This is a genomic window from Emticicia sp. 17c (assembly GCF_037153985.1).
Lineage (GTDB): Bacteria > Bacteroidota > Bacteroidia > Cytophagales > Spirosomataceae > Emticicia.
This window is the reverse complement of the sequence record NZ_JBBAYI010000002.1, coordinates 590830-613707: the sequence shown is the minus strand read 5'-3', so window position 1 is coordinate 613707 and position 22878 is coordinate 590830. Positions and strand designations below refer to the sequence as shown.

At 41.2% G+C, this 22878-nt stretch carries 16 protein-coding genes; 15 read left to right on the top strand and 1 reads right to left on the bottom strand.

Annotated features, from left to right (window positions below):
* The first annotated feature begins 48 nt into the window (after positions 1–48).
* Entirely contained in the window at positions 49–1089 is a 1041-nt protein-coding gene (locus tag WAA15_RS07010) for a hypothetical protein (RefSeq protein WP_337041998.1), read from the top strand.
* 117 nt (positions 1090–1206) lie between these two features.
* Here the strand turns inward: WAA15_RS07010 and WAA15_RS07005 are convergent, their stop codons facing one another.
* Entirely contained in the window at positions 1207–1485 is a 279-nt protein-coding gene (locus WAA15_RS07005; RefSeq protein WP_337041997.1) for a PAAR domain-containing protein, read from the bottom strand.
* 388 nt (positions 1486–1873) lie between these two features.
* On the opposite strand from WAA15_RS07005, the gene WAA15_RS07000 reads away from it, so the two are divergent.
* From WAA15_RS07000 to WAA15_RS06935, 14 genes are all read left to right on the top strand, one after another.
* The gene (locus WAA15_RS07000; RefSeq protein ID WP_337041996.1) at positions 1874–2491 is read left to right on the top strand and encodes a DUF4255 domain-containing protein; all 618 of its coding nucleotides are present in this window, start codon (positions 1874–1876) and stop codon (positions 2489–2491) included.
* A 34-nt stretch (positions 2492–2525) separates the two neighbouring features.
* Positions 2526–3551 carry a hypothetical protein gene (locus WAA15_RS06995; RefSeq protein ID WP_337041995.1) on the top strand — a complete coding sequence of 342 codons (1026 nt, stop codon included), beginning with the start codon at positions 2526–2528 and terminating at the stop codon, positions 3549–3551.
* Between the two features lie 19 nt (positions 3552–3570).
* A complete protein-coding gene (locus WAA15_RS06990; protein WP_337041994.1) occupies positions 3571–5649 on the top strand; it encodes a phage tail sheath family protein in 2079 nt (692 codons plus the stop codon).
* An 89-nt stretch (positions 5650–5738) separates the two neighbouring features.
* A complete protein-coding gene (locus tag WAA15_RS06985) occupies positions 5739–6170 on the top strand; it encodes a phage tail protein (protein WP_337041993.1) in 432 nt (143 codons plus the stop codon).
* Between the two features lie 28 nt (positions 6171–6198).
* A complete protein-coding gene (locus tag WAA15_RS06980; RefSeq protein WP_337041992.1) occupies positions 6199–6666 on the top strand; it encodes a phage tail protein in 468 nt (155 codons plus the stop codon).
* A 76-nt stretch (positions 6667–6742) separates the two neighbouring features.
* Positions 6743–6922: a DUF5908 family protein gene (locus WAA15_RS06975; RefSeq protein ID WP_337041991.1), complete on the top strand. Its 180-nt coding sequence runs from the start codon at positions 6743–6745 to the stop codon at positions 6920–6922.
* Between the two features lie 4 nt (positions 6923–6926).
* Positions 6927–7619 (top strand): CIS tube protein, encoded by a 693-nt coding sequence (locus WAA15_RS06970; RefSeq protein WP_337041990.1) that lies wholly within the window; start codon positions 6927–6929, stop codon positions 7617–7619.
* Between the two features lie 2 nt (positions 7620–7621).
* A complete protein-coding gene (gene vgrG, locus WAA15_RS06965; RefSeq protein ID WP_337041989.1) occupies positions 7622–9349 on the top strand; it encodes a type VI secretion system tip protein VgrG in 1728 nt (575 codons plus the stop codon).
* Between the two features lie 37 nt (positions 9350–9386).
* Entirely contained in the window at positions 9387–9791 is a 405-nt protein-coding gene (locus WAA15_RS06960) for a GPW/gp25 family protein (RefSeq protein WP_337041988.1), read from the top strand.
* A gap of 49 nt (positions 9792–9840) precedes the next feature.
* On the top strand, positions 9841–13566 hold the full coding sequence (locus tag WAA15_RS06955) for a hypothetical protein (RefSeq protein WP_337041987.1): 3726 nt from the start codon (positions 9841–9843) through the stop codon (positions 13564–13566).
* A complete protein-coding gene (locus WAA15_RS06950) occupies positions 13553–16639 on the top strand; it encodes a hypothetical protein (RefSeq protein WP_337041986.1) in 3087 nt (1028 codons plus the stop codon). The genes WAA15_RS06955 and WAA15_RS06950 overlap by 14 nt, the downstream gene beginning before the upstream one ends.
* Before the next feature lie 26 nt (positions 16640–16665).
* Positions 16666–19977 carry a carboxypeptidase-like regulatory domain-containing protein gene (locus WAA15_RS06945; RefSeq protein ID WP_337041985.1) on the top strand — a complete coding sequence of 1104 codons (3312 nt, stop codon included), beginning with the start codon at positions 16666–16668 and terminating at the stop codon, positions 19975–19977.
* A 1-nt stretch (position 19978) separates the two neighbouring features.
* The gene (locus WAA15_RS06940; protein WP_337041984.1) at positions 19979–21475 is read left to right on the top strand and encodes a contractile injection system tape measure protein; all 1497 of its coding nucleotides are present in this window, start codon (positions 19979–19981) and stop codon (positions 21473–21475) included.
* Positions 21460–22821 (top strand): ATP-binding protein, encoded by a 1362-nt coding sequence (locus WAA15_RS06935; RefSeq protein WP_337041983.1) that lies wholly within the window; start codon positions 21460–21462, stop codon positions 22819–22821. The genes WAA15_RS06940 and WAA15_RS06935 overlap by 16 nt, the downstream gene beginning before the upstream one ends.
* Positions 22822–22878: the final 57 nt, after the last annotated feature.

Below are 22878 nucleotides of genomic sequence, written 5' to 3'. Positions count from 1 at the left end.
CAGCCCTTTTGCTATTTAAAACTCTCTCTAAACTTAATAAATACTATTATGGCACTTAGCAGCAAAGAGTTAGCACACCACGATAAAATGGTGGCCATGCTACCCAAACTAGAGCATGAATATTTTAAACGGCCAGAGATTACGTCACTAGCAGTAGCTATCAAAATAATAAATGGCAAACCTACTGATAAACTCAGCTTTACGTTTGGAGTAAACAAAAAACTTCCGTTGAATGAAGTAAAGAACCCTATTCCGGCTACCATTGCGGGGTATCCGACCGATGTAGAAGAGTTTGAACTGATAAAGTTTGACAAACAAGTACTGGTGGCTTCGCGCGATGAAAAAACAGACCCCCTTATAGGTGGTATCAGTATTTCGGCCAACGGAACCATCAGGCAGGGAGGTAAAGATATAGCAGGCAACGGAACACTAGGCGCAATGGTGCGCAATGGGTCTGACGACCGACCTTTCATGATTACAAACGCACACGTGCTGGCAGGTGTAGGTACAAAGCCGGGGGGCGATGTATGCCAGCAGTCAAAATGGCAAACTACTCTTGAATATTGTCATGACTGTGCCACTCTTACAGAGTTTTACCATGAAAACGTAAGTTTCAGAAGAGGTGGTGCTAGTATAGAAGCCTATCTGGATTGCGCCATAGCCAGAAAAGGCTGGTTCAGAAATGCAGATATTGGCAAAATATATGACGTTTCGTCGTTAGTATCGGGGTTTGCGGCTATCACGGCGGGGCTTTTGGGGAAAGAAGTGAGTAAAAGTGGTATTAAAACCGGTGTTACCAAAGGTACAATAACAAGTATAGCCAAAGATGTTAAAATTGATGACTTTGACGGCAAGAGTATCATTGCAAAAAACACAATTGCAGTTAGTGGTACAGGTAAACTCTTCAGCGATACCGGAGACTCAGGGTCTGTTACATTTCTGACAAGTACCATGGAAATGGTGGGTCTGGTATTTGCGGGTATTGCCAGCGGTACTTCCAGCTTAATTACACCATCAGATGCCATTCTTAGCAAATGGCCTAACCTGAGTTTTTCTCCTATTGTAAAGAACGCCGAGGTTGAGTCATAGCAAAAATCATTAGTAAAACCACAACAAACAACAAAACCAGATGTAAAGCGGTATTCTGCTGTGCCGCTTTTTTATGTTTTATAATGGCTTTTTATGCCATACCTGCCGAGCCAAACTTTACCCAACCTGAACCGTAGGGCAGCCCACAACGGCGCTTGCTCCACACCCGCAGGCATCGCCTACACGTATGGCTGGTATCCCTCCAATTTTTACTGTAATACTTCCGGCAATAAAAGGGCTGGCTGTTGGCTGATGCCCCGTCGGGGGCAATGCACAAGTGTGCATGTCTGTCATGACGGCGGCAGGCATACCTCCAATCAAGACATTGGCTGTGCCCGGCCCAACTACTGTGCCGCCATGATTTGTTACATCTCCTACTCTTGCTGCTGCTGGCATATTTTAACAGAGGCTTTAGTTTTTACTGCATCAAAGGTAGCGTATAATCACTGTATCGGAGCTAAGTATTTTTACGTGATTTGCTGCGGGAAACTACTGATTTTTAGCCAAAAACCCCTAAAACGGCCCTGTGCGCTTTTTTGGATAAAAAAACTAATTATACATTTGTTCAAAGCAATAGCCGAAAACTAATTAAAATTTTTCAATCGTCAGATTGAGTTTGTTGTGATAAAACCTATTTCATTTAATCGTCTGAGTTTTGTTGAGTTCTGGTCTGAACTTTAGTTTCAGAAAGCACCAGTTTCGTTTTTTCCAAATCAAAAACTGTACAATTTTTTTCAATCTTGGCTATTTGGGTTAGTAAGTTGTTACTTAGATTTTACCAGATATGTTGAAAGCAGCACTGTCATTTTTGAGAGATAGGCTCAATGAGTATATCCTATCAAAAGGTATCATTACAGATGCTACAAAGGCCCCAGCTACCTTGATGAATCTGGTAGATGCCAAAGGCGATTTCTTGTTTGATAAACTCGATAAGCCTGCTGTAATCATGATTACCCTTGTAAATCTGGAAGAAGAAACCGTGGGCAAATCACAACTTCCTTATTTCAGAACACCCAACGATAACATTCGGATTCAGAACCCCGATTTGAAGTTTAATCAATACGTCTTGTTTTCGACTTACGCCAAAAGTGCAGCCAACACAAGCCTTGAAGATACCTATGCTTTAAGCCTTGATATGCTCGATAACGTAATTCTGTATTTTCAGTTTCGTCATTCATTTAGCCATGACAAATACCCGAATCTGGATGCGTCCATAGAGAAAATGATTGTAGAACCAGTAAGCCTTACCCTCGAGCAGATGAATCACCTCTGGGCTACGCTTGGGTGCAAACACCTGCCATCAATTGTATATAAAGTAAGATTACTGACATACCTCGAAAACGCCGAATCCGATGGCGGAAGGCTGGTTGAAAAGTTTGTTATCGAAGACCGTTTGCAATAGTTGCTAAAACAAGCAGATTTTAATAAACAAGGTCATGAAAATCGAATTCAAAAAGTTATTTACAATCAACCTCAGCAGTAATTTTTATGCTGACAATAATTCTTTTGATGATGTAGTGATTGAACCCACCAGCGCATGTGCAGACCTCTTTCGGAAATATAGACTGGAATTCAGGAATACCCCTCAAGGAGCCTTTTTATTCTATGAAGGGCGTGAGAAAACTCCGCCAACCGTCAGCCCTGTGATTGAGATAAAAAACGAAGTAACATTTATATTCCGGTTGAAAATCAAAAACCCTGTTTTTTACGATTACGCCAATGCCAGCGACTGGCAAGGTGGTAAAATTTATTTTTTCAAAAACACCAGTTATAATACTACTGGTAACATAGCCATAAATGCAGATTTAACCAGCCCGTTACTGAACCGGCCTGAAAAGTTCAAGTTTGAAATTGAACGTAAAGACACCGACTCTCTAGTAACAATTACCGATGCCGCAGGCGGGTTCATCGAAAACATAGTGGTACTCAAAAAGCAGAATCCGGCAGACTCAGGTAAAGATTTTATTGATATCGATTTAAGCAAAAGACCTGATGGCGAATACAAAATCAGCCATATAGGTACTACCAACGAACTAAAATGTTATAAGGCAAGCCAGTTTGAACCCCAGACTTTTGCTTACCTGCACATTACCTATAAACATGGCGCCTGGACAACCGACCTTAATCTGCAAGTTTTTGAACTCAATTTTAAAACAAAAGCATTGGTCTGGAAATACGAAATACACCAATGGGCAGGCAAAAAAGCTGCGTCAGTAATAGCGGCCAACACAGTTGAAATCAAAGACAAGGCGGCGGCTCCGGTCATCTTTGCTCCTGAAGGAATTCTGGACTTCCCGCTTACAATTAAATCTAACGCCGCAATTGAATTAAAAAATAACCCCAAAAGAATACAATTAGTAAGTGGCACAAAGGTTCTGATTGACTCGTTGCCAAACCCGACAACGAATAATTTCCAAAAAACGGTTGGCGGAATAATCGCTCTCATGAAAATAACAATTTAACATTAAATCATAGCAGTCTATGAAATTTACTAATCTTGCTGGTCTGAAGACCCCCGGAGTATATGTTAGGGAGGTTTCGATTTTTCCGCCTTCCATCGCACAAGTGCCAACAGCGATTCCTGCCTTTATAGGCTATACCGAAAAAGCCGAGGAATTAAATAAGGATAGCCTCTTGAATAAACCATGGCGGATTTCCTCAATGAAAGAATACAATCAGTTTTTCGGAGGTAGTCCTAGGCTTAAAATTAACAGAGTAGATGTAGGCAGTGAGTTTCAGGTAATAAAATCAAAAATCGATCAGGACTTCCTGCTGTACGATTCCCTGCAATTGTATTTTGCCAATGGCGGCGGAGACTGCTACATAGTTTCGGTTGGAGATTTTAAATCTGTTAAAGTAAAAAGTGCCTTTGAAAAAGGAATTGAGGTTTTATACGAGGCCGATGAGCCTACCATGCTAGTATTTCCTGATGCTGCCAATATGGATAACGATGACCTCTATGACATTCAGAAACTGGCCTTGCAACAATGTGATGAAATGATGGATAGGGTCGTTATCTGCGACTTGAAATTGTTTGAAGATAAAGTCAAAATGAATGCCGTAAAAGAGGAGTTCAGAAACAAAATCGGAATGGCAAGCCTCAAATATGGCGCGGCATATAGTCCGTGGCTTAAATCAAATATCAAGAAAGACGTAAAGTTCAGAGACATAAATGGCAAGGTGTATAAATCTGGGGCTGATGCTGCTATTGATTTTAAAACCTTAACTTCCGAACCTGCTGTTATGGCTATTATTGATGAGTTAACGCAAATTATTAAAGATTCTGACGACATAAGAACAGACCTTGATGCCTACCTAAACGATGCCTCTCTGGTATTAGGCTCCCCTGCCAACCCCGTGAAAGACATAAGAGATGGATTCGACAGAGTAGCCGCAACCTTACGCGGAAGAATTGCCGCCGGAACAATTGCAAGTTCACAAACCGAGTACGAAAGGCTTTTCAAGCAACTTTATAAATTGCTTAACATTCTGGATAATTACACCAAAACTGCTGAAACCACCAACGTGCAGTTAAGAGGTGTAATTACTACGTTAATGGGACAATTAAAACCCCAAATAGAAAAACTACTGAAGTTAGACAACACAACAGCCGCCGACGGCACGGCAGCAACCTCTACCAGTATTGATAAGCCAATTGGCACTGTTGCATCGTTCCCTATAAAAGCAATGCTAGCAAGCCTGAACGCCGGTGGCGTATTAGAAACAGCCGTTACTGCCGCAGTGAAGACGGTTGTAGATACCGGTTTTTATCCGACAAATAAACCTACCAATGATGCTTTTCGGATAGCTAATATGAGTGCAGGGCTAAATATACTGAGCGAAATTTTTTCCAACATCGCTTCGGTATATGACGAGATAGCCTCTACAATTAACGACATCGAAACAGCCAAAGAGGCGTCGTTACTACAACAGTTGCCCCCATTCAAAACCATTGTTAATTCCCTTAATAAAACCCTTACAAACTTGCCGCCAAGCGCAGCAATGGCTGGTGTTTATGCCCGCGTAGACAACGAACTTGGCGTCTGGAATGCCCCAGCTAATGTTAGCCTTAATGAGGTTGCAGGGCTTACTTATAACATGACAGACAAAGACCAGGCCGATTTTAATATTGACGTTAATGCGGGTAAATCAATCAATGCTATAAGGGCTTTTACAGGTATGGGTATTATGGTGTGGGGAGCCAGAACATTGGCCGGAAACGACAACGAGTGGCGATATATACCCGTAAGAAGATTCTTTAACATGGTAGAAGAGTCTGTGATGAAATCAACCAAGTGGGCAGTATTTAAGTCGAACGATGCCAACTTATGGATGAAAGTAAAAGGAATGATTGATAACTACCTGACGCTGCTCTGGAGACAAGGTGCTTTGGCAGGGGCAAAACCTGACGATGCCTTCTTTTGCAGGGTAGGGCTTAACCAGACAATGACCTCGGTTGATATACTCGAAGGAAGAATGATTGTACAGATAGGAATGGCTGTTGTGCGCCCTGCTGAATTTATCATTCTTGAGTTTTCGCACAAGCTACAAACCTCATAGGCAGGTAGGGTTTCTGATATATTTTTAAAACTAGCAATATAAATGAGGAGTAAACGCCCTCGCTTCAAAACATAAAAACATAAAAAATAATGGCATCATATCCATTACCAGTCTTTCACTTCATAGTTGAATGGGGAGGCAGCAAAGTCGGATTTACAGAGGTTTCAGGATTAACCTACGAAATACAGGCAATCGAGTACCGCGACGGCGCAAGCCCTGAGTTTCATGTAACCAAAATGCCCGGCTTGCAGAAGTTTAATAATATTACGCTCAAAAGAGGTATTTTTTCAGGAGATAACGAGTTTTTTGAGTGGGTTAATACCATTAGTATGAATAACGTTCAACGACGTGACCTGACCATAAAACTTCTGAACGATGAACACATGCCCGTAATGACATGGAATGTAAAGCAGGCGTTTCCTGTCAAGATGGAAGGCCCAAGCCTGAAAGCCAGTGGCAATGAAGTAGCCATCGAGTCTATCGAACTGGCACATGAAGGTTTCAATATTGTGGCAAGTTAGTTAGCATTCAGAAAGCCTCACGAAAGCCATGGCAAAGCAGAATCAGGAAACCAAAAGTAATTACCCGCCCGTTGGATTCCACTTCAAGGTTGAGTTTAATCTACCCAATGGATTAAGCGGCGACATTCATTTTCAGGAAGTTAGCGGGCTGAACAAAGAAATGACAACCGAAGAGTTTACCGAAGGCGGAGAAAATCGGTTTTTATACCATTTTCCTAAAGGTACAAAGTACCCTAATCTGGTACTTAAACGCGGCATGAAGCCAGAGTCAGACGTAATACAATGGGTAAAAGATGCCATCGATAACTTTGATTTTAAGCCTGCTACGGTTTCGGTTATTTTATTAAACGATGCCCACAAGCCACTGGTAAAATGGGAGTTTTTGAAGGCGTTTCCGGTTAAATGGGCTAGTTCAGACCTGAAAGCTCAGGAGAACGCAATAGTCATAGAAACGCTCGAGCTTAATTATCAGTACTATAATCAGGTTACTGTCTGACTCGTCAGCCATACGTACAGGGTTCTTAAATAGTTACTAAAAAGAAGGGCTTGGCCTTAAAACCAGTTTCCGAAAAATGCCGATCGAAATTAGAGAAATAGTCATCAAAGCTACCATTGCGAATCCTAATCAGGGAGGCGAAAACACCGCCGATTCTGGCGAGGACACCGCTGGCGGGCTTCCATCAAAAGATGAGATTGTAAACGAAGCGGTAACGCAAATGATGCAAATGCTGAGAGATAAAAAAGAAAGATAAAGCCATGTCTGCCAATGCTACAAACGGGAAATTAGAAAAGTTACTCATCGAGGTGTTTGATGATGAAAAATTTGCTAAACAAAATAAAGGCCTCAGTTTCAAGGCTATGTTTAACCCGAATAAATACAATCTCAAATACGAAATCGAATACGACAAAAAACAAGCGTCGGGTTCGTCGCCATCTGCTCCGAAGTTTTCGAACATGAAACAACAGGAGTTGTCGCTGGAGTTTTTTCTGGATGGCACAGGGGTTGAAGACGACGGCAAAAAGTTTGTCGACGAGCGCGTAGACGAATTTCTGAAAGTGGCTTATAACTACGACGGCAAAAAGCACAAAAACAATTATCTGCGCATTTCGTGGTCGTATCTGATATTTGATTGTGTACTGAAAGACGCCGACATCTCTTTTACCTTATTCAGAAGTGACGGCCGCCCCCTCAGAGCCAAAATAACAGCCAAGTTTCTAGGCTTTGTGAACGAAGAGTTAAGAAAGAAAAAAGAAAAGAAACAATCGCCCGATATTACGCATGCCCGCATTATCAAAGATGCCGAAAACCTGCCGCTTCTGGCATTCGACATTTACGAAAACAATCAATACTATATTGATGTGGCCAAAGCGAACGGTCTGGTTAATTTCAGAAAACTCAGCACAGGCCAGAGTCTGGTTTTTCCACCACTTATTCAAGAGAGCAATTAAAAATGGCAGATTCGTCGTCACCATCATTTAAAGTAAAAGCCAACGGAGAAGTGGTTTCGCACCCTATTCTTTCGGTAATAGTTAACAAAACTATTAACCAGTTGGCCTATGCACGTATACTGATAGCAGATGGTGAGTCGTCACAGGCAAAGTTCGAAATCAGTAACACTGCCGATTTCGAGCCGGGTAGTAAAATCGAGATTCTGGCAGGAAATGGAGGCAACGACCAGACAATTTTTAAGGGCATTGTAGTAAAACACTCGGTAAAACTTACCAAAACCCAAACGACGCTTCTGTTTGTAGAGTGCAAAGACGAAGCCGTTAAAATGACAAAAGTACGGCAGTCGAAATATTTTAAAGATGTAAAAGACAGCGACGTAATCGAAGAAATAATTGGCCCGTATAACCTGCAAAAAGAGGTTTCGGCTACCAACGTTACACACAAAGAGTTGTTCCAGTACCAGATAACCGACTGGGACTTTATGGTTTGCAGGGCCGAAGCTAATGGTTTTCTGATTGCAACAGATGACGCAAAGGTGATAATGAAAAAGCCTGATTTCAGCCCCGAACCGGCTTTAACTTTAACCTTCGGAGACAACCTGAAAGAGTTTGACGCTGAACTCAATGCACACCATCAGTTTGAGACCGTAAAGGCCGAATCATGGAACGAATCAGACCAGAAACTGGAAGAAGTAGAAGCTGGGGTGCCGTCGTCGGTTGTGCAAATCGGAAACCTTACAACGGCTACTCTTGCCGACAAAACCGGAAAAAATACCGATACCATCAGGCATTCGGGTAATCTTAAAAGCGAGGTGTTACAAGCATGGGCCGATGCCCAGCAATTAAAAAATACTTTATCTAAAATACAAGGAACAGCCAAAGCAAACGGAAATGCTTTACTGAAACCTTTTGCTATTGTCAGGTTTGAAGGGCTGAGCAACAGATTTAACGGCAAAGCCTTTGTGTCGGGTATCCGGCACGAGTTGAGTCAGGGCAATTGGTCAACCGATATACAATTCGGGCTTCCGGCCGAATGGTTTGCCGCCGAAAAAGACATTAACCCATTGCCTGCATCGGGGCTTTTTTCGGCCATTCAGGGCTTGCAGATTGGTGTTGTGGTTGATATTGAAGAAGACAGCAATAACCCTGAAAGTAAAAACAGGGTGTTGGTTAAGCTACCCGTGGCCGATAATCAGGCACAGGGCATCTGGGCAAGGCAATCAATGTTAGATGCCGGTAATAAAAGAGGGAGTTTTTTCAGACCCTATAAAGACGATGAGGTGATTTTAGGGTTTATCAACAACGACCCCAACGAAGCTGTAATTCTAGGAATGCTGCATTCCAATAAAAATGTACCTCCGCACAAGCCAGACAAAGATAATTACCAGCGAGGCTTCGTTACCAAAGAAGAAACAAAGATTTGGTTCGATGATGAAAAAAAAGAACTCGAAATATTAACCAAAGCGGGCAATTCTGTCAAGCTCAGCGAAGATAAAAAGGGGATTACGCTCAAAGACCAGAACGGAAATGAAATAGTGATGGATGATAGCGGAATCAAAATAAAAAGTATCAAAGATATTACCATAGAAGCCTCAAACAGTTTAACCGGAAAAGGCAATACCGTTGAAGTAAACGGCCAGAGTAGCCTGACGGCTAAAGGGGGGAGTTCGGCAGAGTTTTCGTCAGGAGGTAATACAACGCTGAAAGGAAGTATGGTAATGATTAATTAAAGTAGAAAGGATTAAGGTAAATCATCAATCAGATAAAATGAACGATTTAGATGTAATTATTGGAACAGGCTGGGGTTTCCCGCCTACGTTTTTAAAAAACGGCGACTTGGTAATGACTACCGGTGCCGACGATATTAACGCCAGTTTGCACATTTTGCTTTCGACCACCATCGGCGAGCGCATCATGCAGCCACAATATGGCTGTAATCTGAAATCGTTTTTGTTTGACCCCATGAACGTAACAATGGAAGCCTATATTAAAAAAATAGTAGGCGATGCCATTATTTATTTTGAACCGAGAATTTCGCTCGAAAAACTCACCGTGAACTTTGTGCAGCCAGAAGGCCGTATGGAGATTCTGATTGATTACCTCATTGATTCGACCAACTCAAGAGCCAACTACGTTTATCCTTTCTATATCGTAGAAGGTACTGAGATTTAACAGTCACAAAAGCATAAGTAGTCCATAGAAATTAGCCTTACAATTTGATATGAACCCTTGTTTTAAAAAAAATCCTTTAATTCATTCAGGGCAAACGCAGGAACAGCGGCAAAAAACGACGCTTTCGCCTTCTTATGTGCAGGTAGATGAGCGTTCGACCGAAGATTTACTGGTTTTTTTAAAACAATATGCCCCCTTAGTAAAGTACTACAACGAACTTGATGTAGTAGAGGGCGATTTCTCAAAAATACTGGCTTCGGACACTGTTTACTTACTGGCCGAAATATCCTTAACGAATCTGAATGCTATTAGCAAGACATTTTCGGAGTTAATACAAGGATACGAAAAAAGTAGCAAAGCTGACAAACGTAAGGAGTTTTATGCAGCCCTTTACGACCTCCTGTATTCGGTTCTTGACGACATCAACCACTTGTATAAAGCAATGCCGGAAAGAGACTCATTCAAAAATGAAATATATTTTGAAATTGACAAATATCTGGCAACTGAATTTAATTTACTGGTAGAAGCCTTCAGGTTTGGTACCAATGCCCCCAATAACATTTTTGTTGCCAACAGTAATCTGGGCATTGAAAATAATGATTATAGTTACAAGTTTCGTTTTGCAGCACCTGTTCTTTCAAGTGATGCCCTAATTAACGCTACTTTCAGTGAAGTAATGTTGGGTAAAATGGCAGATGGTTTTAATCAAAAGTTTTTTGGTATTCCTTTATTGACCAATAAATTCGACCAGCTCGATTACTCGGTGGTATCAATAAAACAGCTTTTTCGCAGAATTTTTGATACCTACAACCGTATTATTGAAAAAACAAAAGCATCGTTTAAAAAACAACTTACCGAAAACTCGGCCCATCAGGGGCATCATGGCTTGATTTTGACCTTTCTTGAATTATTTAGAATTTATCAGAATGAAATTAATCAGTTTACAGGTAAGCATTTTGATTTTTATCTGAAAGAGGCTCTTCAACTTAACCAGATTGCTGGCTCTCCCGACCAAGTACACGTTTTGTTTGAGCCAACGGCCAACGTAAACGGTTATAAAATAGCAGCCAAAACTCCTCTTAAAGCAGGTAAAGACGACATCGGTAAAGATTTGGTTTATACAACCAACGAAGATTTAATTCTGAATCAGGCTAAGGTTGACGAAATAAAAACAGTTTTTGTTGAAGCAAATAAAAAAATATATGCCTTGCCCGTAGCGAATTCGGCAGATGGGCTGGGCAAAGATTTAACTCCTGCCGAACCTTCATGGGCAGGTTTTGGCTTAGATGAAAAGCTGGATAAAAACAAGAAAAACACGGCTGCCATTGGCTTTGCTGTGGCCTCGCCCGTGTTGCTCTTGCAAGAGGGTACTCGCACCCTTACGCTCAATTTTACAGCCACCGGAATGCCTGCAAGCTGTAATAATTTAGCCGAATTTAAAAAATACTTTCAGGTTTATCTTAGTACCTCAAAAGGGTGGGCTGAGGCTCCTCTGGCCGATGCCGCAGATACCTTTAGCTCAAGCAGTAGCAGTTTTATTCTCAAATTTAAAATCATTCCTGAGTTTCCGTCCATTATTCCGTACGATTCCAAAACAATGGAAGGGGGCTTTGCTACACAATATCCGGTTATCCGGTTTATGCTGAAACAGGATATTGACGGCACCTATGATAAGTTCAGGAACCTGAGCCTGACACAAATCGATATATATGCTTCGGTAGAAGACGTGAAGAACCTGTCGCTTCAAAACGACTTGGGTAATATGGATAACACCAAACCATTTATGCCATTTGGTGCAGTGCCTAAAAAGGGTTCAACTTTTTATGTAGGAAATCAGGAAGTATTCAGAAAGAACCTCAAAAAACTAGTCTTTAAACTGCAATGGCTAGGTTTACCAACAAATCTGGTAGCACATTACGAATATCAGAACAATTCAGCTTCGGCAAATGTCAATTATTTAGAATTAAAAGATTTAAGCGATTTTCAAGTTGAGGTCTCTTTTTTAGATAAAAAAAACTGGAAAAATGCAGGTAAAGCGTTGCTATTTCCGACCGACAGTAACATTACTATTGTTGATGGTAAAATAGACTCCGCCGATACCCCCGGTGCTAATCAGGTTAGTTTTCAGTTTGGCGAATATGCCAGTTGGGATGTTGTGTGGCTCAACGGAAAACTGGTTTGGAAAACACCCCACAATACCCAAACAGCTCAGCCACTTAGTGCCGATACAGAAAAAGGGTTTGCTAAATTTGAATTAATTAACCCCGATAAGGGTTTTGGGCATGAGGTGTATCCCATTATAATGGCGCAACAGGCCGTTAAGCTAGCGTCTGACTCCGCCAAATACTCCTTGCCCAATCCGCCACATACCCCCACATTAAAAGCTCTTACACTTGATTATGACGCTTATGAAGAAATAAAACTAGGCAAAGACGAACAATTGCTTAAAGGGCAGTTTTATGTGATTCATCCGTTTGGGTTCGACGAGCAACAGCAAGCCGGAGCTAAAATGCTGGTGCAATATGAACATCAGTCCAAAGCCGAAACCAATGAGCCATTTGAGTCGGCTCTTTACCTCGGTATTACAGATATTGATGTTTTACAAACCCTGACCTTGTTTTTTCAGGTAGCCGAAGGTACAGAAAATATTGAAAAAGACCCTGCTGATTTACGCTGGAGTTACCTCAGTAACACAGGCTGGAAGAACCTCAATACATACCTTATCGGAGATTCAACGCAATCTTTGCTTCAATCGGGTATTGTAAAAATAAATCTACCTGCCGATGCCTCCAGAACAAGCCCATTGTTTGCGTCAAAAAAATACTGGCTGAGGGCTTCTGTTAAAGACAATTCGCTGGCTCAGCCCAGATTACTGCTGGTAAAAACGCAGGCTGTGCGAGCTACCTTTCAGAATCAGCAAAATTCGCCCAATCATCTTACTCGGCCTCTTGCTGGCGGTGTTATTTCAAAACTGATTAATTCTGACTCTTCAATAAAATCTGTTTCACAGCCTTTTGCTTCTTTTGGTGGCAGAATGATTGAAGACAACACTGTTTTTCATACCCGAATCAGCGAACGCCTACGCCATAAAAACAGAGCCATCACCATCTGGGACTACGAGCATTTAATCTTGCAGCGTTTTCCGCTCATACATAAAGTGAAATGTCTGAATCATACCGGATACAAAGAAAAAATTGACCCGATTACACTTCAGCCTGTAAAAAAATATAGTGAAAGTCTGGCTGGTTCGGTTATGCTGGTGGTGATTCCTGACATCCGTACCCGCACGGGCGGAAACGCATTTATGCCAAAAGTCAGCAAAAACACATTGGCTACTATTAAACAATATATTCAGGGCATGGCTACCAAGCCATGCCAGCCTGTAAAAACGGCAATGAATTGCGGGTTTGCCGATTTACTGGTCGAGAACCCATGCTACGAACGCATTAAAGTAAGCGGTAAAGTGAAATTTATGGATTGTCTGGATACCAAGTTTTATATAAACCAGCTTTTAAAAGACCTGAACGAGTATCTGGCTCCGTGGACCTCCGAAAAAAACAGAACCATGAATTTTGGCGGAACGCTCCATAAATCGGTCATTCTGAATTTTATCGAAAACCTTAATTATGTTGATTACATTACTGATTTTGGCATAGCATTACTCTCAGAAAACGGAGACCTATTAAATGCAGCTAATCCTGATGAAGCCATTACCAAGAGTTCACGCTCCATTTTAACAACAGCCGAAAACCATAACATTGATGTCGTTAACTGAAAAAACATATATCGTCCGTAATCGTATTTTGCCCGATAGCCAGAACTTTGAGTTCTTGAGAAAACTGGGCTTAAAATACATCGAGAAGTTTTCGAGCAAGATTTGGACAGACTACAACATACATGACCCCGGTATTAATACGCTGGAAGTACTGAGCTATGCCCTTACTGACTTGGGGTATCGCACGGGTTTTGATATTAAAGATATACTGACACGCCCTGCCAGTGAGACAAACGTAGATTTTTTTAAAGCACAGGAGATTTTTGCCTGTAATCCGGTTTCGTTTGACGATTACCGTAAATGGCTCATTGGTATCAACGGTATCGAAAACGCATGGTTAAAAAAATATGAAGGCAATTATTTTACCGCAAGGTGCGAACCCGCCCTTAATAAAGCCACTATTAACCCCATAGCACCTCTGGCTACCGACGAAGGCCGAAAAATTAACGGCTTATACGAAATCAGGCTTCAACTGGAAGAAGACAGTATTTTAGGTGATTTAAACCTTACCGAAGTAGACTTCGAGGTAAGAGACACGCTATCGCAGGCGCGTCTGGCTATTGTAAAGTTTATTTTTCCGTTAGAAATCAAGAAAACTTATCCTGAAGTTCAGGCAGAAAAAATAACGCAGTTGCAGCATATAACCCAGATTGATGATTTCACAATTAACTCAATTGTAGACAATACTTTCGACATCACATTCACAGCCAATGCATCAAACATTACAATAGCAGGTTGTAAATTATATTTTCAACTGATGAGTTCAGCCGTAACTCTGGCAGACATCCGTGATAAAGTAATTAATGACTTAAAAGGGAATGCAGCTACCAAAGAAACATACAAATTGAATGTTTTTGAGACTTACCGTCAGAAAGTAATCAAATCGCTTAGCCTGATTGACAAAGCCTATAAAACAATGCAGCAGTATCGTAACCTCTGCGAAGACGTTTACAGCATCAGTCTGGTACAAACCCAGCAGTTGGCCGTGTGTGCAGACATTGATGTTGAAGCGGGGGTTGACCTGGAAGAAATCAGAGGGAAAATACTTTATGAAATTGACACTTTTTTATCGCCTCCCGTAAGGTTTTATTCGCTCAGGGAAATGTACGAGCAGGGGCTTTCGACGGAAGATATTTTTGAAGGCAAAAGCTACGAGCTTAACAACGGTAGCATGAACATGAAGAATGGCTTCATTAAGGATTCGGAACTACTGGCATCTGACCTGAAAACCGAGGTCAGGCTTTCGGATATTTACAGAATCATTATGGGCATAAGCGGTGTAAAGGCTGTTACAAAGCTGCAAATAACCAATTATCTTAACGGGAATGCCATTGAAACTATCGGCGAAAACGGTAAATGGGTTTTAAAACTATCGGGTAGTTTTCATCTTAATTTAGACCGCTTACGCTCAAAAATTCTTTTCTATCGTGATAACCTGCCTCTTTTTGCTGATAAACAGGTAGCACAGCAGATTTATGATGACTTGAAGATGCTAAATAAAAAGAATCGTTTTGGCGATGAAATAATCGACATGAAGATTCCTAAAGGCAGATACCTGACTCTGGAAGATTATTATTCAATCCAGAACGATTTTCCTTCGGTTTACGGCATAGGCCGTGATGCGCTGGCAGACTCAGAAACACCCTTACGAAAAGCACAGGCAAAACAATTTAAGGCTTATTTGTTGTTCTTCGACCAGCTTCTGGCAAATTATCTTTCGCAGTTAGCAAATGTAAAAGAATTGTTTTCAGTCAATCCTGCCAAAAACCAGTCATATTTTGCACAGAAGGTATACGAGGCAGATGTGGCTAACCCCAATTTTCCGAATACACTTGACCTGCTCAATAAAGCCGAGTATGATGCCAAGTTCGATAAAATCATAGAAACGCCCGAATTAGCACTTGAACGTAAAAATCGTTTTCTCGACCACCTGCTGGCACGTTTTGCTGAACAGTTTTCGGAGTATGCCTTCGTAATGTATCAGTTAACAGGCAATATGTCGGAAAAAGACAAAAAACCAACAGCGCAGACACTGCTAAACGATAAACAAGCGTTTCTAAAAATTTATGACACAATAAGCCGAGACAGGGGCAAGGCTATTCAATACAAAGCAAATTCAGACCTGCCGGCAGATAAACTACCCGCATACAATACCAGTAATGTGGCAGGTTTGCAGTTGAGGGCATCTAAGCTATTGGGTTTTGATGAATCAAAAAATATCAGATTCTTTAACCCTGCTAACCTTACGGTCAATGAGGCATCGCCGGGTAAGTGGCAATACAGTTATCAGGGAGCCACCATGAGCCAGCCATTGGTATCTGAAAAAAAAGATTATCTCAGCAAAGACAAGGCTTGGGAGGCATTCGAAAACATGGTGATGCTCATAGACCTCTACCAACCCGACACTGACAGAGCATTCATCCGTATTTCTTTAACTTTTGAAATCACGATTATCGATAACGAAGCTAATCTACTAGCCAAAACCACCCCTTTTGCAGATACAGCCGCTGCCGAAACTGAAAGAGGTAAAATTCTGGCTGATATTCAAAAAGAATTCATGAATGAGGGAATGCACATTTTTGAGCATTTGTTGCTTCGGCCATTGCCTGTTCAGAAAGTGGTTGAGTACCCTTTGGTGCAAGACGGCTACTATCCTGTTTGTTCGCATCAAAGCCCTGATTGCAACGATTGTTTCGACAGCGATTATTATTCGTTCCGCATTTCGGTGGTTCTTCCGTACTGGTGTAGCCGTTTCAGAAACATGAATTTCAGAAAGTTTGCCGAAAACCTTATTCATCAGGAAACCCCCGCGCATATTCTGCCAAAATTTTGCTGGATAAGCATGAAACAAATGTATGACCTCGAAAATGCCTATCAGCAATGGTTTGATTTGAATCAGAAATTACTCCCTGATTTCAATATGCTGGATAAAAAACTAACAACATTGATACAAAAACTCAATAAACTTACCAATATCTATCCGGTCGGGTTTCTGCATTCCTGTTCAAATTCGGGCGATAGAAATTCGGTGATTTTAGGTCAGACTTCCCTAGGGAGTTTTGAAGAAAGTTGATTTCATTATAAATAATTAAAAAAGCAATGAAACCCCAGAAGGCGATAAGTAAATACCCGGCGTTTCAGCCCAATCAGGTGCTGACAGCAGATGCCCTCAATAGTGCTGTTGGATATTTGTTGCAACAAGAGCTACACACCCGAAACAAACTCATCGGGATAGGCATTGTTTGCGGAATGACACTCGAAAAGGTGAACTCACCTCTGGGGCTAATCATTCATGATGGTTGTGGCATTAGCTCCATGGGGGCATTGGGCTTACACATTCAGCCACGGGATATTAATAACTCCGCAGTTATTGTGCCTTATACGCACGCGCGCCAGTTTAAAACCAACGATAATAAGTTTATTATAGGCGAAGACGACAACGAGTTTAAAGGCTTGGCTAATCTGGGTAATGATGCTCAGAAAGCCCAGATACGGGAGCTTGTAACCACGTCTGAGTTTACGGCTAACCAAGGCACCAAAGGTGGAGCAGCCTTAACCGCAGCCGATTTGGCTGATAACGTGGTAATACTCTATTTTGATGATTTTCTGGCTAAAACAGGGGGGTGTTTAAACGAAAATTGCGACGAAAAAGGCATGGTGCATGAGTTGGCATTAAAGCCATTGCTGGTTCCGAAAGCTGTTATGGATGCGTATCTGGCCGATGGTGCAACGCAGAAGTCGGCCGATAGGTTACGCTACGCCGAATTTCAGAATGATAAATACAACCTTAATTATATTAGAGCTAATCAGTTATCTTTTAATGAAGCTGGTCGGGTTCAGCTTAAAAATGTAAAAACAGTAGCTGATTTACAACTTTTGTTTGAAGATGCCATTAAAGGCAAAAGCGCAACTGATACCTCTTTAACCCAGATAGGACAAGCCATTTATAAACTGAGAAACGAGTTTTCATGGTTATTTGATAACCAACTGCGCTTGCCTGTTTCTTCTTATTTCTCAGATGCTACGGGTAATATATTTGCTAATAATATCCTGAATGCCATTGCCGCCGGAGCCAATCGCGCACAAATACAGTATGCGTATGATTTTGTAAGAGATGTGGTTGAAGCGCATAATGATTTATACGAAAAAATCTGTGACCTACTGGCAATCTGCTGCCCTGATGAGTGGATGTTCCCGACACACCTGATGCTTGGGCTGGTTGAAAGCCCGGCTGCAATAAAACAGTTCGATGCCACAAAAATTACTAACCCAACCTCAAAATATCGTCATGGATTTTCGCCTGCTTTTACCGATATGCTACAAAGAGACTTGCGGGAGGAAATCTATTTTAAAATAGAAAGATTAAATATTCTGCTCAATAGCTTTGACCTGAACGCCATCAAAAATAAGGTTAGCCCACGTATTCTGCCAAGTTTTGATTATGACAAGCACCTTTCAGACAGAGTAATTCCGGCTTATTATTCAAATCCGACCATGTCGGGCCTTAAACTCTACTGGAATTTTGAAAATACCCGACGCAACAAGTCTTCCAGAAGTTTGTTCTATGATATGTTTGCTAATGATACAGAGCCTTTCAGGTTCGACTGGGTACGTAACGATTTCTTCCGTATTGAGGGCCATATTGGTAAGCCTTTTGCCGCAACAAACGCCCTGATTGATAGCATCCGTAAGAATAATAATTTACCTTTCGAGCTTAAAACAGTTGCACTTAATGCTGGCAGTAACTCTTCTGACTGTGCTATGCCCGATTTGCAGGAAGAATATGATTTTCAGCGCAGAAGGCTTTTGGCTATTCTGAAAAGATTTATCAAGAAACTGGGTGAATTAAAGCAGGAAAACGAAGAAAATATTGATAACCTTGCTCCTGACGATAAGCTAAGAGAACAGAAATTGAAGTCTTTCGGACTTTTGAAAAAACTTCTGGATGAATTAACAAAGCTCCTCAACAAAATCATTGAATTATTAAAAGAACCTTGCGTAAGCAATTTTAATTATATTGATGTTAAAAAAATATACGAGCAAATTTGGTTCCTGATTATTGATTACGCCTACAAACAAGATGAAATAACTACACAAGACAAGGCCGAGAGCAAAGAAGCCGTTAATATGGCCATTACTGCCGCAAACCTGTTTTTGTTTGCCCCTTTATACAAAATTTACATAGCTCTTCAACACCGAAAGGCATTAATGCAGGGTAATTCGGTAGATTCGCTAGAACAATTGGCTACTAAATTTAGCGGTCTGGAACACTTGGCAGGCGTTAGGCGTGGCCAGACCTTTGTGGTAGTGCATGACGGAACCAACATTGTTGCGGATTTTAATCTGCCTTATCATGTACCCTGTGAGTGTGGGTGTATAGAAGAAACCTGCGCAAACAAAAAAATGTCGTTCGCAAATCCGGTTGCTACGCCAATGATATTATTTGTAAATATACCTGAGATTCGGAAAAGCGGGAAAACGTATCATTCTATCAGTTTTTTTGAAGAAGACTTATTAATGGGCGATGATAAAATCAAAGATTTTAGGTTTGATAAAAGTGACCCTAAACTAGCCTCTGTCACGAACAAACTGTTAGTGAAAAAAACGGACACAGAATTTGAGATTGCTTATGTACCAGATTTTGACAAAGACCCCAACGGATGGTATCAGATAAAATACATTATTGAAACCCAGACTGGTCAAGTAGCCGAGGGGATACTGTTTTTGGGCATAGTAGGGGGCCGAGCCGCATTTGATGTCAAGAATCTTGTCATAACGGCTACCATCGGTCAAACAGCCTTTACACCAGTAACACCACTTACCAAAGCACAATTTACTGCTCCGCCTGTCATGGAATTTAAGAGCGGTGGCAAAATTAGTAAGCAAACCATAGGTGGCGTAGCCAATGTTTCGGTTTTAGAAACCTCTGCTGGCCACGCGCTCATGATAAGCCGCGATGCACAGAACTATCCGCAATTTCAGGTTCTCAAACTGAACCAGAAGCCAAGTGTCGAAGATTTTGCGTTTGAAGTAACCTATAATGGGCAAACAATTGCCGCTACTGGCACTCTCAATGTAACGCCTGTTACAGCCGGACCTCCTTCTTCGGGCTTCTTTAAGGGTGTTCTGGTAGATAACGCAGGAGTACCAATTGCTAAGGCAAGGGTATTTAACACCGTGAAAAATATAGAGGTATTTACAAACGACAAAGGCGAGTACGAAATTCCATCGGATAAAGCTGGAGAGCTACTTTTAGTTCAGAAAGACGGTTTCGACGAGCTGAAAGTGCAGGTAGGAACCGAATCAAAACTGACCTTGAATAAGAATCTTGCCAAAACCGGATTGCTGGATAATATCAGTAATAAAAATCTGATAAATATAATAGGGGCTAAAAACCTGAGAATCAAGTAATATGCTAAAGGAGCAGACACATAATATTCAAAGCATTGTTTTTGATGTGACCTTACCCAGACGTGATGACGTTGATGACTTTGCCGATGCCGTAAAGTCAATAGACGTTGCAGGTATTTTCAATACTGGTCTGGCTCCTTTTAATTTCATACCAGACAGGCTTCTGATTGATAACCTGACCCTCGACTTAGGCACAATAACATATAACGATTTAGAGGCAAAGTTAAGGGAAGTTCTGTCAGAGAGGATTAGCCATCTAATAGCTAAAAAACCTGCTTACTACCACTTTTATGAGTTGGCTAAGCCTCAAGAACTTGAACTCGATGCTCTCATAAATTTTCTAAAAACAGGCACTTTGCACTGGGCTTTTAAAGAAAATCATTCATTTGACCTCGAAACAATTATTACCAGTCTGATAAGCAGACAAAGGGCAGTTCTCAAACAAAAACTCTTAGGAATATTACCTTACAGGGTGGTACAGGAACGGCTGATTCGTTCGGTATCAGAGAATGTTTTCAAACAGATTTATGAATTATTTTACCCAACGCCCGAACTAGCCCTGTTTGCCGAACTCATCGAAGCGTGTATCCGGCATTTTGCAGTTAGTTCATTAGATTATGTGCAGAAAAAAAATGAAATATTACTCCAGAATATCGTATCAGCTAGTAATAATGGGCATAAGTTTTCAGCAGTCTTAGTTCAACAGTTGATTCAGCGGCTTAAGGACATAAAAACCATCAATGCCGCAAAACGTGATGCAATTCGGCTAAATTTAAGAAAGTTACAGCAGAAGTATTCTAACGAAACATTCCTTTTGGCTGAAATACAAGCATTAGCAGTGCAACTGCCTCTGATTTTTAACGAAAACGCAACGTCGGCATTAGCGTTTGAAGAAAAAAATACTAAACAGCAAAAACATAAAGATACTTCGCTACCTGTTAGCGGCATTGGCGAAGGGCTGGAACTTGACCCCGACGACCTCCCACCTGCTTATTTTATCGAAAACGCCGGACTGGTTATTGTATGGTATCACCTTCGCCTGCTTTTTGAGAATCTGGGTATAGTCAAGAATAAAAAATTTATAAGCCCCGAGGCCCAAACGAAGGCGTTATTGGTATTAGACTTTATTGTTTTTGGCAAGCACGAAGTCAGAGAACATGGCTTGGCACTTAACAAAATTCTTGTAGGAATGGAAGTAGAAGAAAGCATTGAATTGACTCAGCAATTAACTGATAATGACATATTCATTATTGAAGAATTTTTGCAGAAAGCCGTAATTGAACAATGGAAAATCCTGAAAAACTCGTCAGTGTCTTGGTTAAGGCAGGTGTTTTTGCAGCGTAAAGGCAAACTTGACAGAACCAACGATGGGTGGTTTTTACAAGTTGAACCTAAAGGGGGTGTCGATACCCTGCTGAACAGTTTACCGTGGCACCTGAAATTTGTCGAATTTGGCTGGATGCCCCAAAAACTAATAATCGAATGGAAAAGAGTGTAATCGATAACAGAATACAACACAATGCAAACCATCTGGGCGAAGAACTCCAATGGTTTACACAAGTATTCGAGAATCGCCTCAATGCGCTTGTTAATTCAGAAGCACAGGGCGATTTTACTGCTATTCCGTGTGTAACGCTTAATCATCACCCATCTGTTTATCAGGAATTTGTCAATCAATACAAACTCGAACCCGCCGAACGCCTATTGCTTATATTGGCGTTAATTCCGCATATTCAGCCACAGCTCATCGATAAACTTTTTATAAAATATAACCTCGACCGCAGAAAATTCGTAGAACTTGGCGGGCTAAATGGCACGCACCACGGCGGGTTTATCCCAACAGGCGAAACAGCAGTTTTTTTACTGGCAGGAAACAACCTCGCCCAGCGGTTTAAATATAGTGCGTTGTTTTCGGCACAGAGTCGGCTCATAAAAGCCAATATCATCAAACTGGCTTCGCCTCTGGCTGGTGAACCCGATTTGAGCAGCCCCATTGAGGTCTCAAAAGAACTTCTTTCGTTGCTAACAGTGGGCCAACCATACGAGCCAGTTTTCAATACAAGTTTTCCGGCCAGACAAATCACTACCAGTTATCAGTTTGAAGAGGTAGTGCTGGCACCCGAAACCGAAAAAGAAATAAAAGATATTCAGCTATGGCTCGACCACCACACCGTATTGCTCAACGACTGGGGCTTTAATAAACATACAAATACAGGATTTAAATGCCTTTTTTATGGCCCCCCGGGTACTGGCAAGTCGCTTACGGCTGCCGCTTTAGGAAAAAAATATAAACTGCCCGTCTACCGCATTGAACTACCAATGGTAATTTCAAAATACATAGGTGAAACCGAGAAAAACTTCTCTGCTATTTTTGATATGGCACAGAATAAAAACTGGATATTGTTTTTTGACGAAGCAGATTCGTTGTTTGGCAAACGTACTCAAATCAATGATTCAAGAGACAGGTTTGCCAATCAGGAGGTTTCTTACCTACTCATGCGGATGGAAGAATACAACGGGCTTGCCATATTGGCAACCAATCTTAAAAGCAATATTGATGATGCTTTTGCAAGGCGTTTTCAGAGTGCAGTACATTTTCCTATGCCTAATTATGTCGAACGGATACACCTCTGGAAAAACAATCTTGCAGGCAAAGGTATTCTGGATGAAAATATCATTATCGAAGAACTAGCCCGAAATTATACGCTTTCAGGAGCTAATATCCAGAATGTGGTTCGTTATGCGGCATTAATGGCAATCAGCCATCAATCGAAAATTATTAAAATCGAGTACCTTTTTGAAGGTATCAGAAAAGAATATACAAAAGAGGGGAAAATAATTTGACCTGAAAAGCCTGCGCAGGTATTAAAGCCTTAATAAAGAAAAAGCCTTAATAAAGAA

Bases quoted from the DNA above. Each gene is read 5' to 3' on its own strand.
- vgrG (WP_337041989.1), top strand. From the start codon at position 7,622: ATGGCAGATTCGTCGTCACCATCATTTAAAGTAAAAGCCAACGGAGAA.
- WAA15_RS07005 (WP_337041997.1), bottom strand. From the start codon at position 1,485: ATGCCAGCAGCAGCAAGAGTAGGAGATGTAACAAATCATGGCGGCACA.
- WAA15_RS06940 (WP_337041984.1), top strand. From the start codon at position 19,979: ATGCTAAAGGAGCAGACACATAATATTCAAAGCATTGTTTTTGATGTG.
- WAA15_RS06960 (WP_337041988.1), top strand. From the start codon at position 9,387: ATGAACGATTTAGATGTAATTATTGGAACAGGCTGGGGTTTCCCGCCT.
- WAA15_RS06990 (WP_337041994.1), top strand. From the start codon at position 3,571: ATGAAATTTACTAATCTTGCTGGTCTGAAGACCCCCGGAGTATATGTT.
- WAA15_RS06975 (WP_337041991.1), top strand. From the start codon at position 6,743: ATGCCGATCGAAATTAGAGAAATAGTCATCAAAGCTACCATTGCGAAT.
- WAA15_RS07010 (WP_337041998.1), top strand. From the start codon at position 49: ATGGCACTTAGCAGCAAAGAGTTAGCACACCACGATAAAATGGTGGCC.
- WAA15_RS06945 (WP_337041985.1), top strand. From the start codon at position 16,666: ATGAAACCCCAGAAGGCGATAAGTAAATACCCGGCGTTTCAGCCCAAT.
- WAA15_RS06955 (WP_337041987.1), top strand. From the start codon at position 9,841: ATGAACCCTTGTTTTAAAAAAAATCCTTTAATTCATTCAGGGCAAACG.
- WAA15_RS06995 (WP_337041995.1), top strand. From the start codon at position 2,526: ATGAAAATCGAATTCAAAAAGTTATTTACAATCAACCTCAGCAGTAAT.
- WAA15_RS07000 (WP_337041996.1), top strand. From the start codon at position 1,874: ATGTTGAAAGCAGCACTGTCATTTTTGAGAGATAGGCTCAATGAGTAT.
- WAA15_RS06950 (WP_337041986.1), top strand. From the start codon at position 13,553: ATGTCGTTAACTGAAAAAACATATATCGTCCGTAATCGTATTTTGCCC.
- WAA15_RS06980 (WP_337041992.1), top strand. From the start codon at position 6,199: ATGGCAAAGCAGAATCAGGAAACCAAAAGTAATTACCCGCCCGTTGGA.
- WAA15_RS06970 (WP_337041990.1), top strand. From the start codon at position 6,927: ATGTCTGCCAATGCTACAAACGGGAAATTAGAAAAGTTACTCATCGAG.
- WAA15_RS06935 (WP_337041983.1), top strand. From the start codon at position 21,460: ATGGAAAAGAGTGTAATCGATAACAGAATACAACACAATGCAAACCAT.
- WAA15_RS06985 (WP_337041993.1), top strand. From the start codon at position 5,739: ATGGCATCATATCCATTACCAGTCTTTCACTTCATAGTTGAATGGGGA.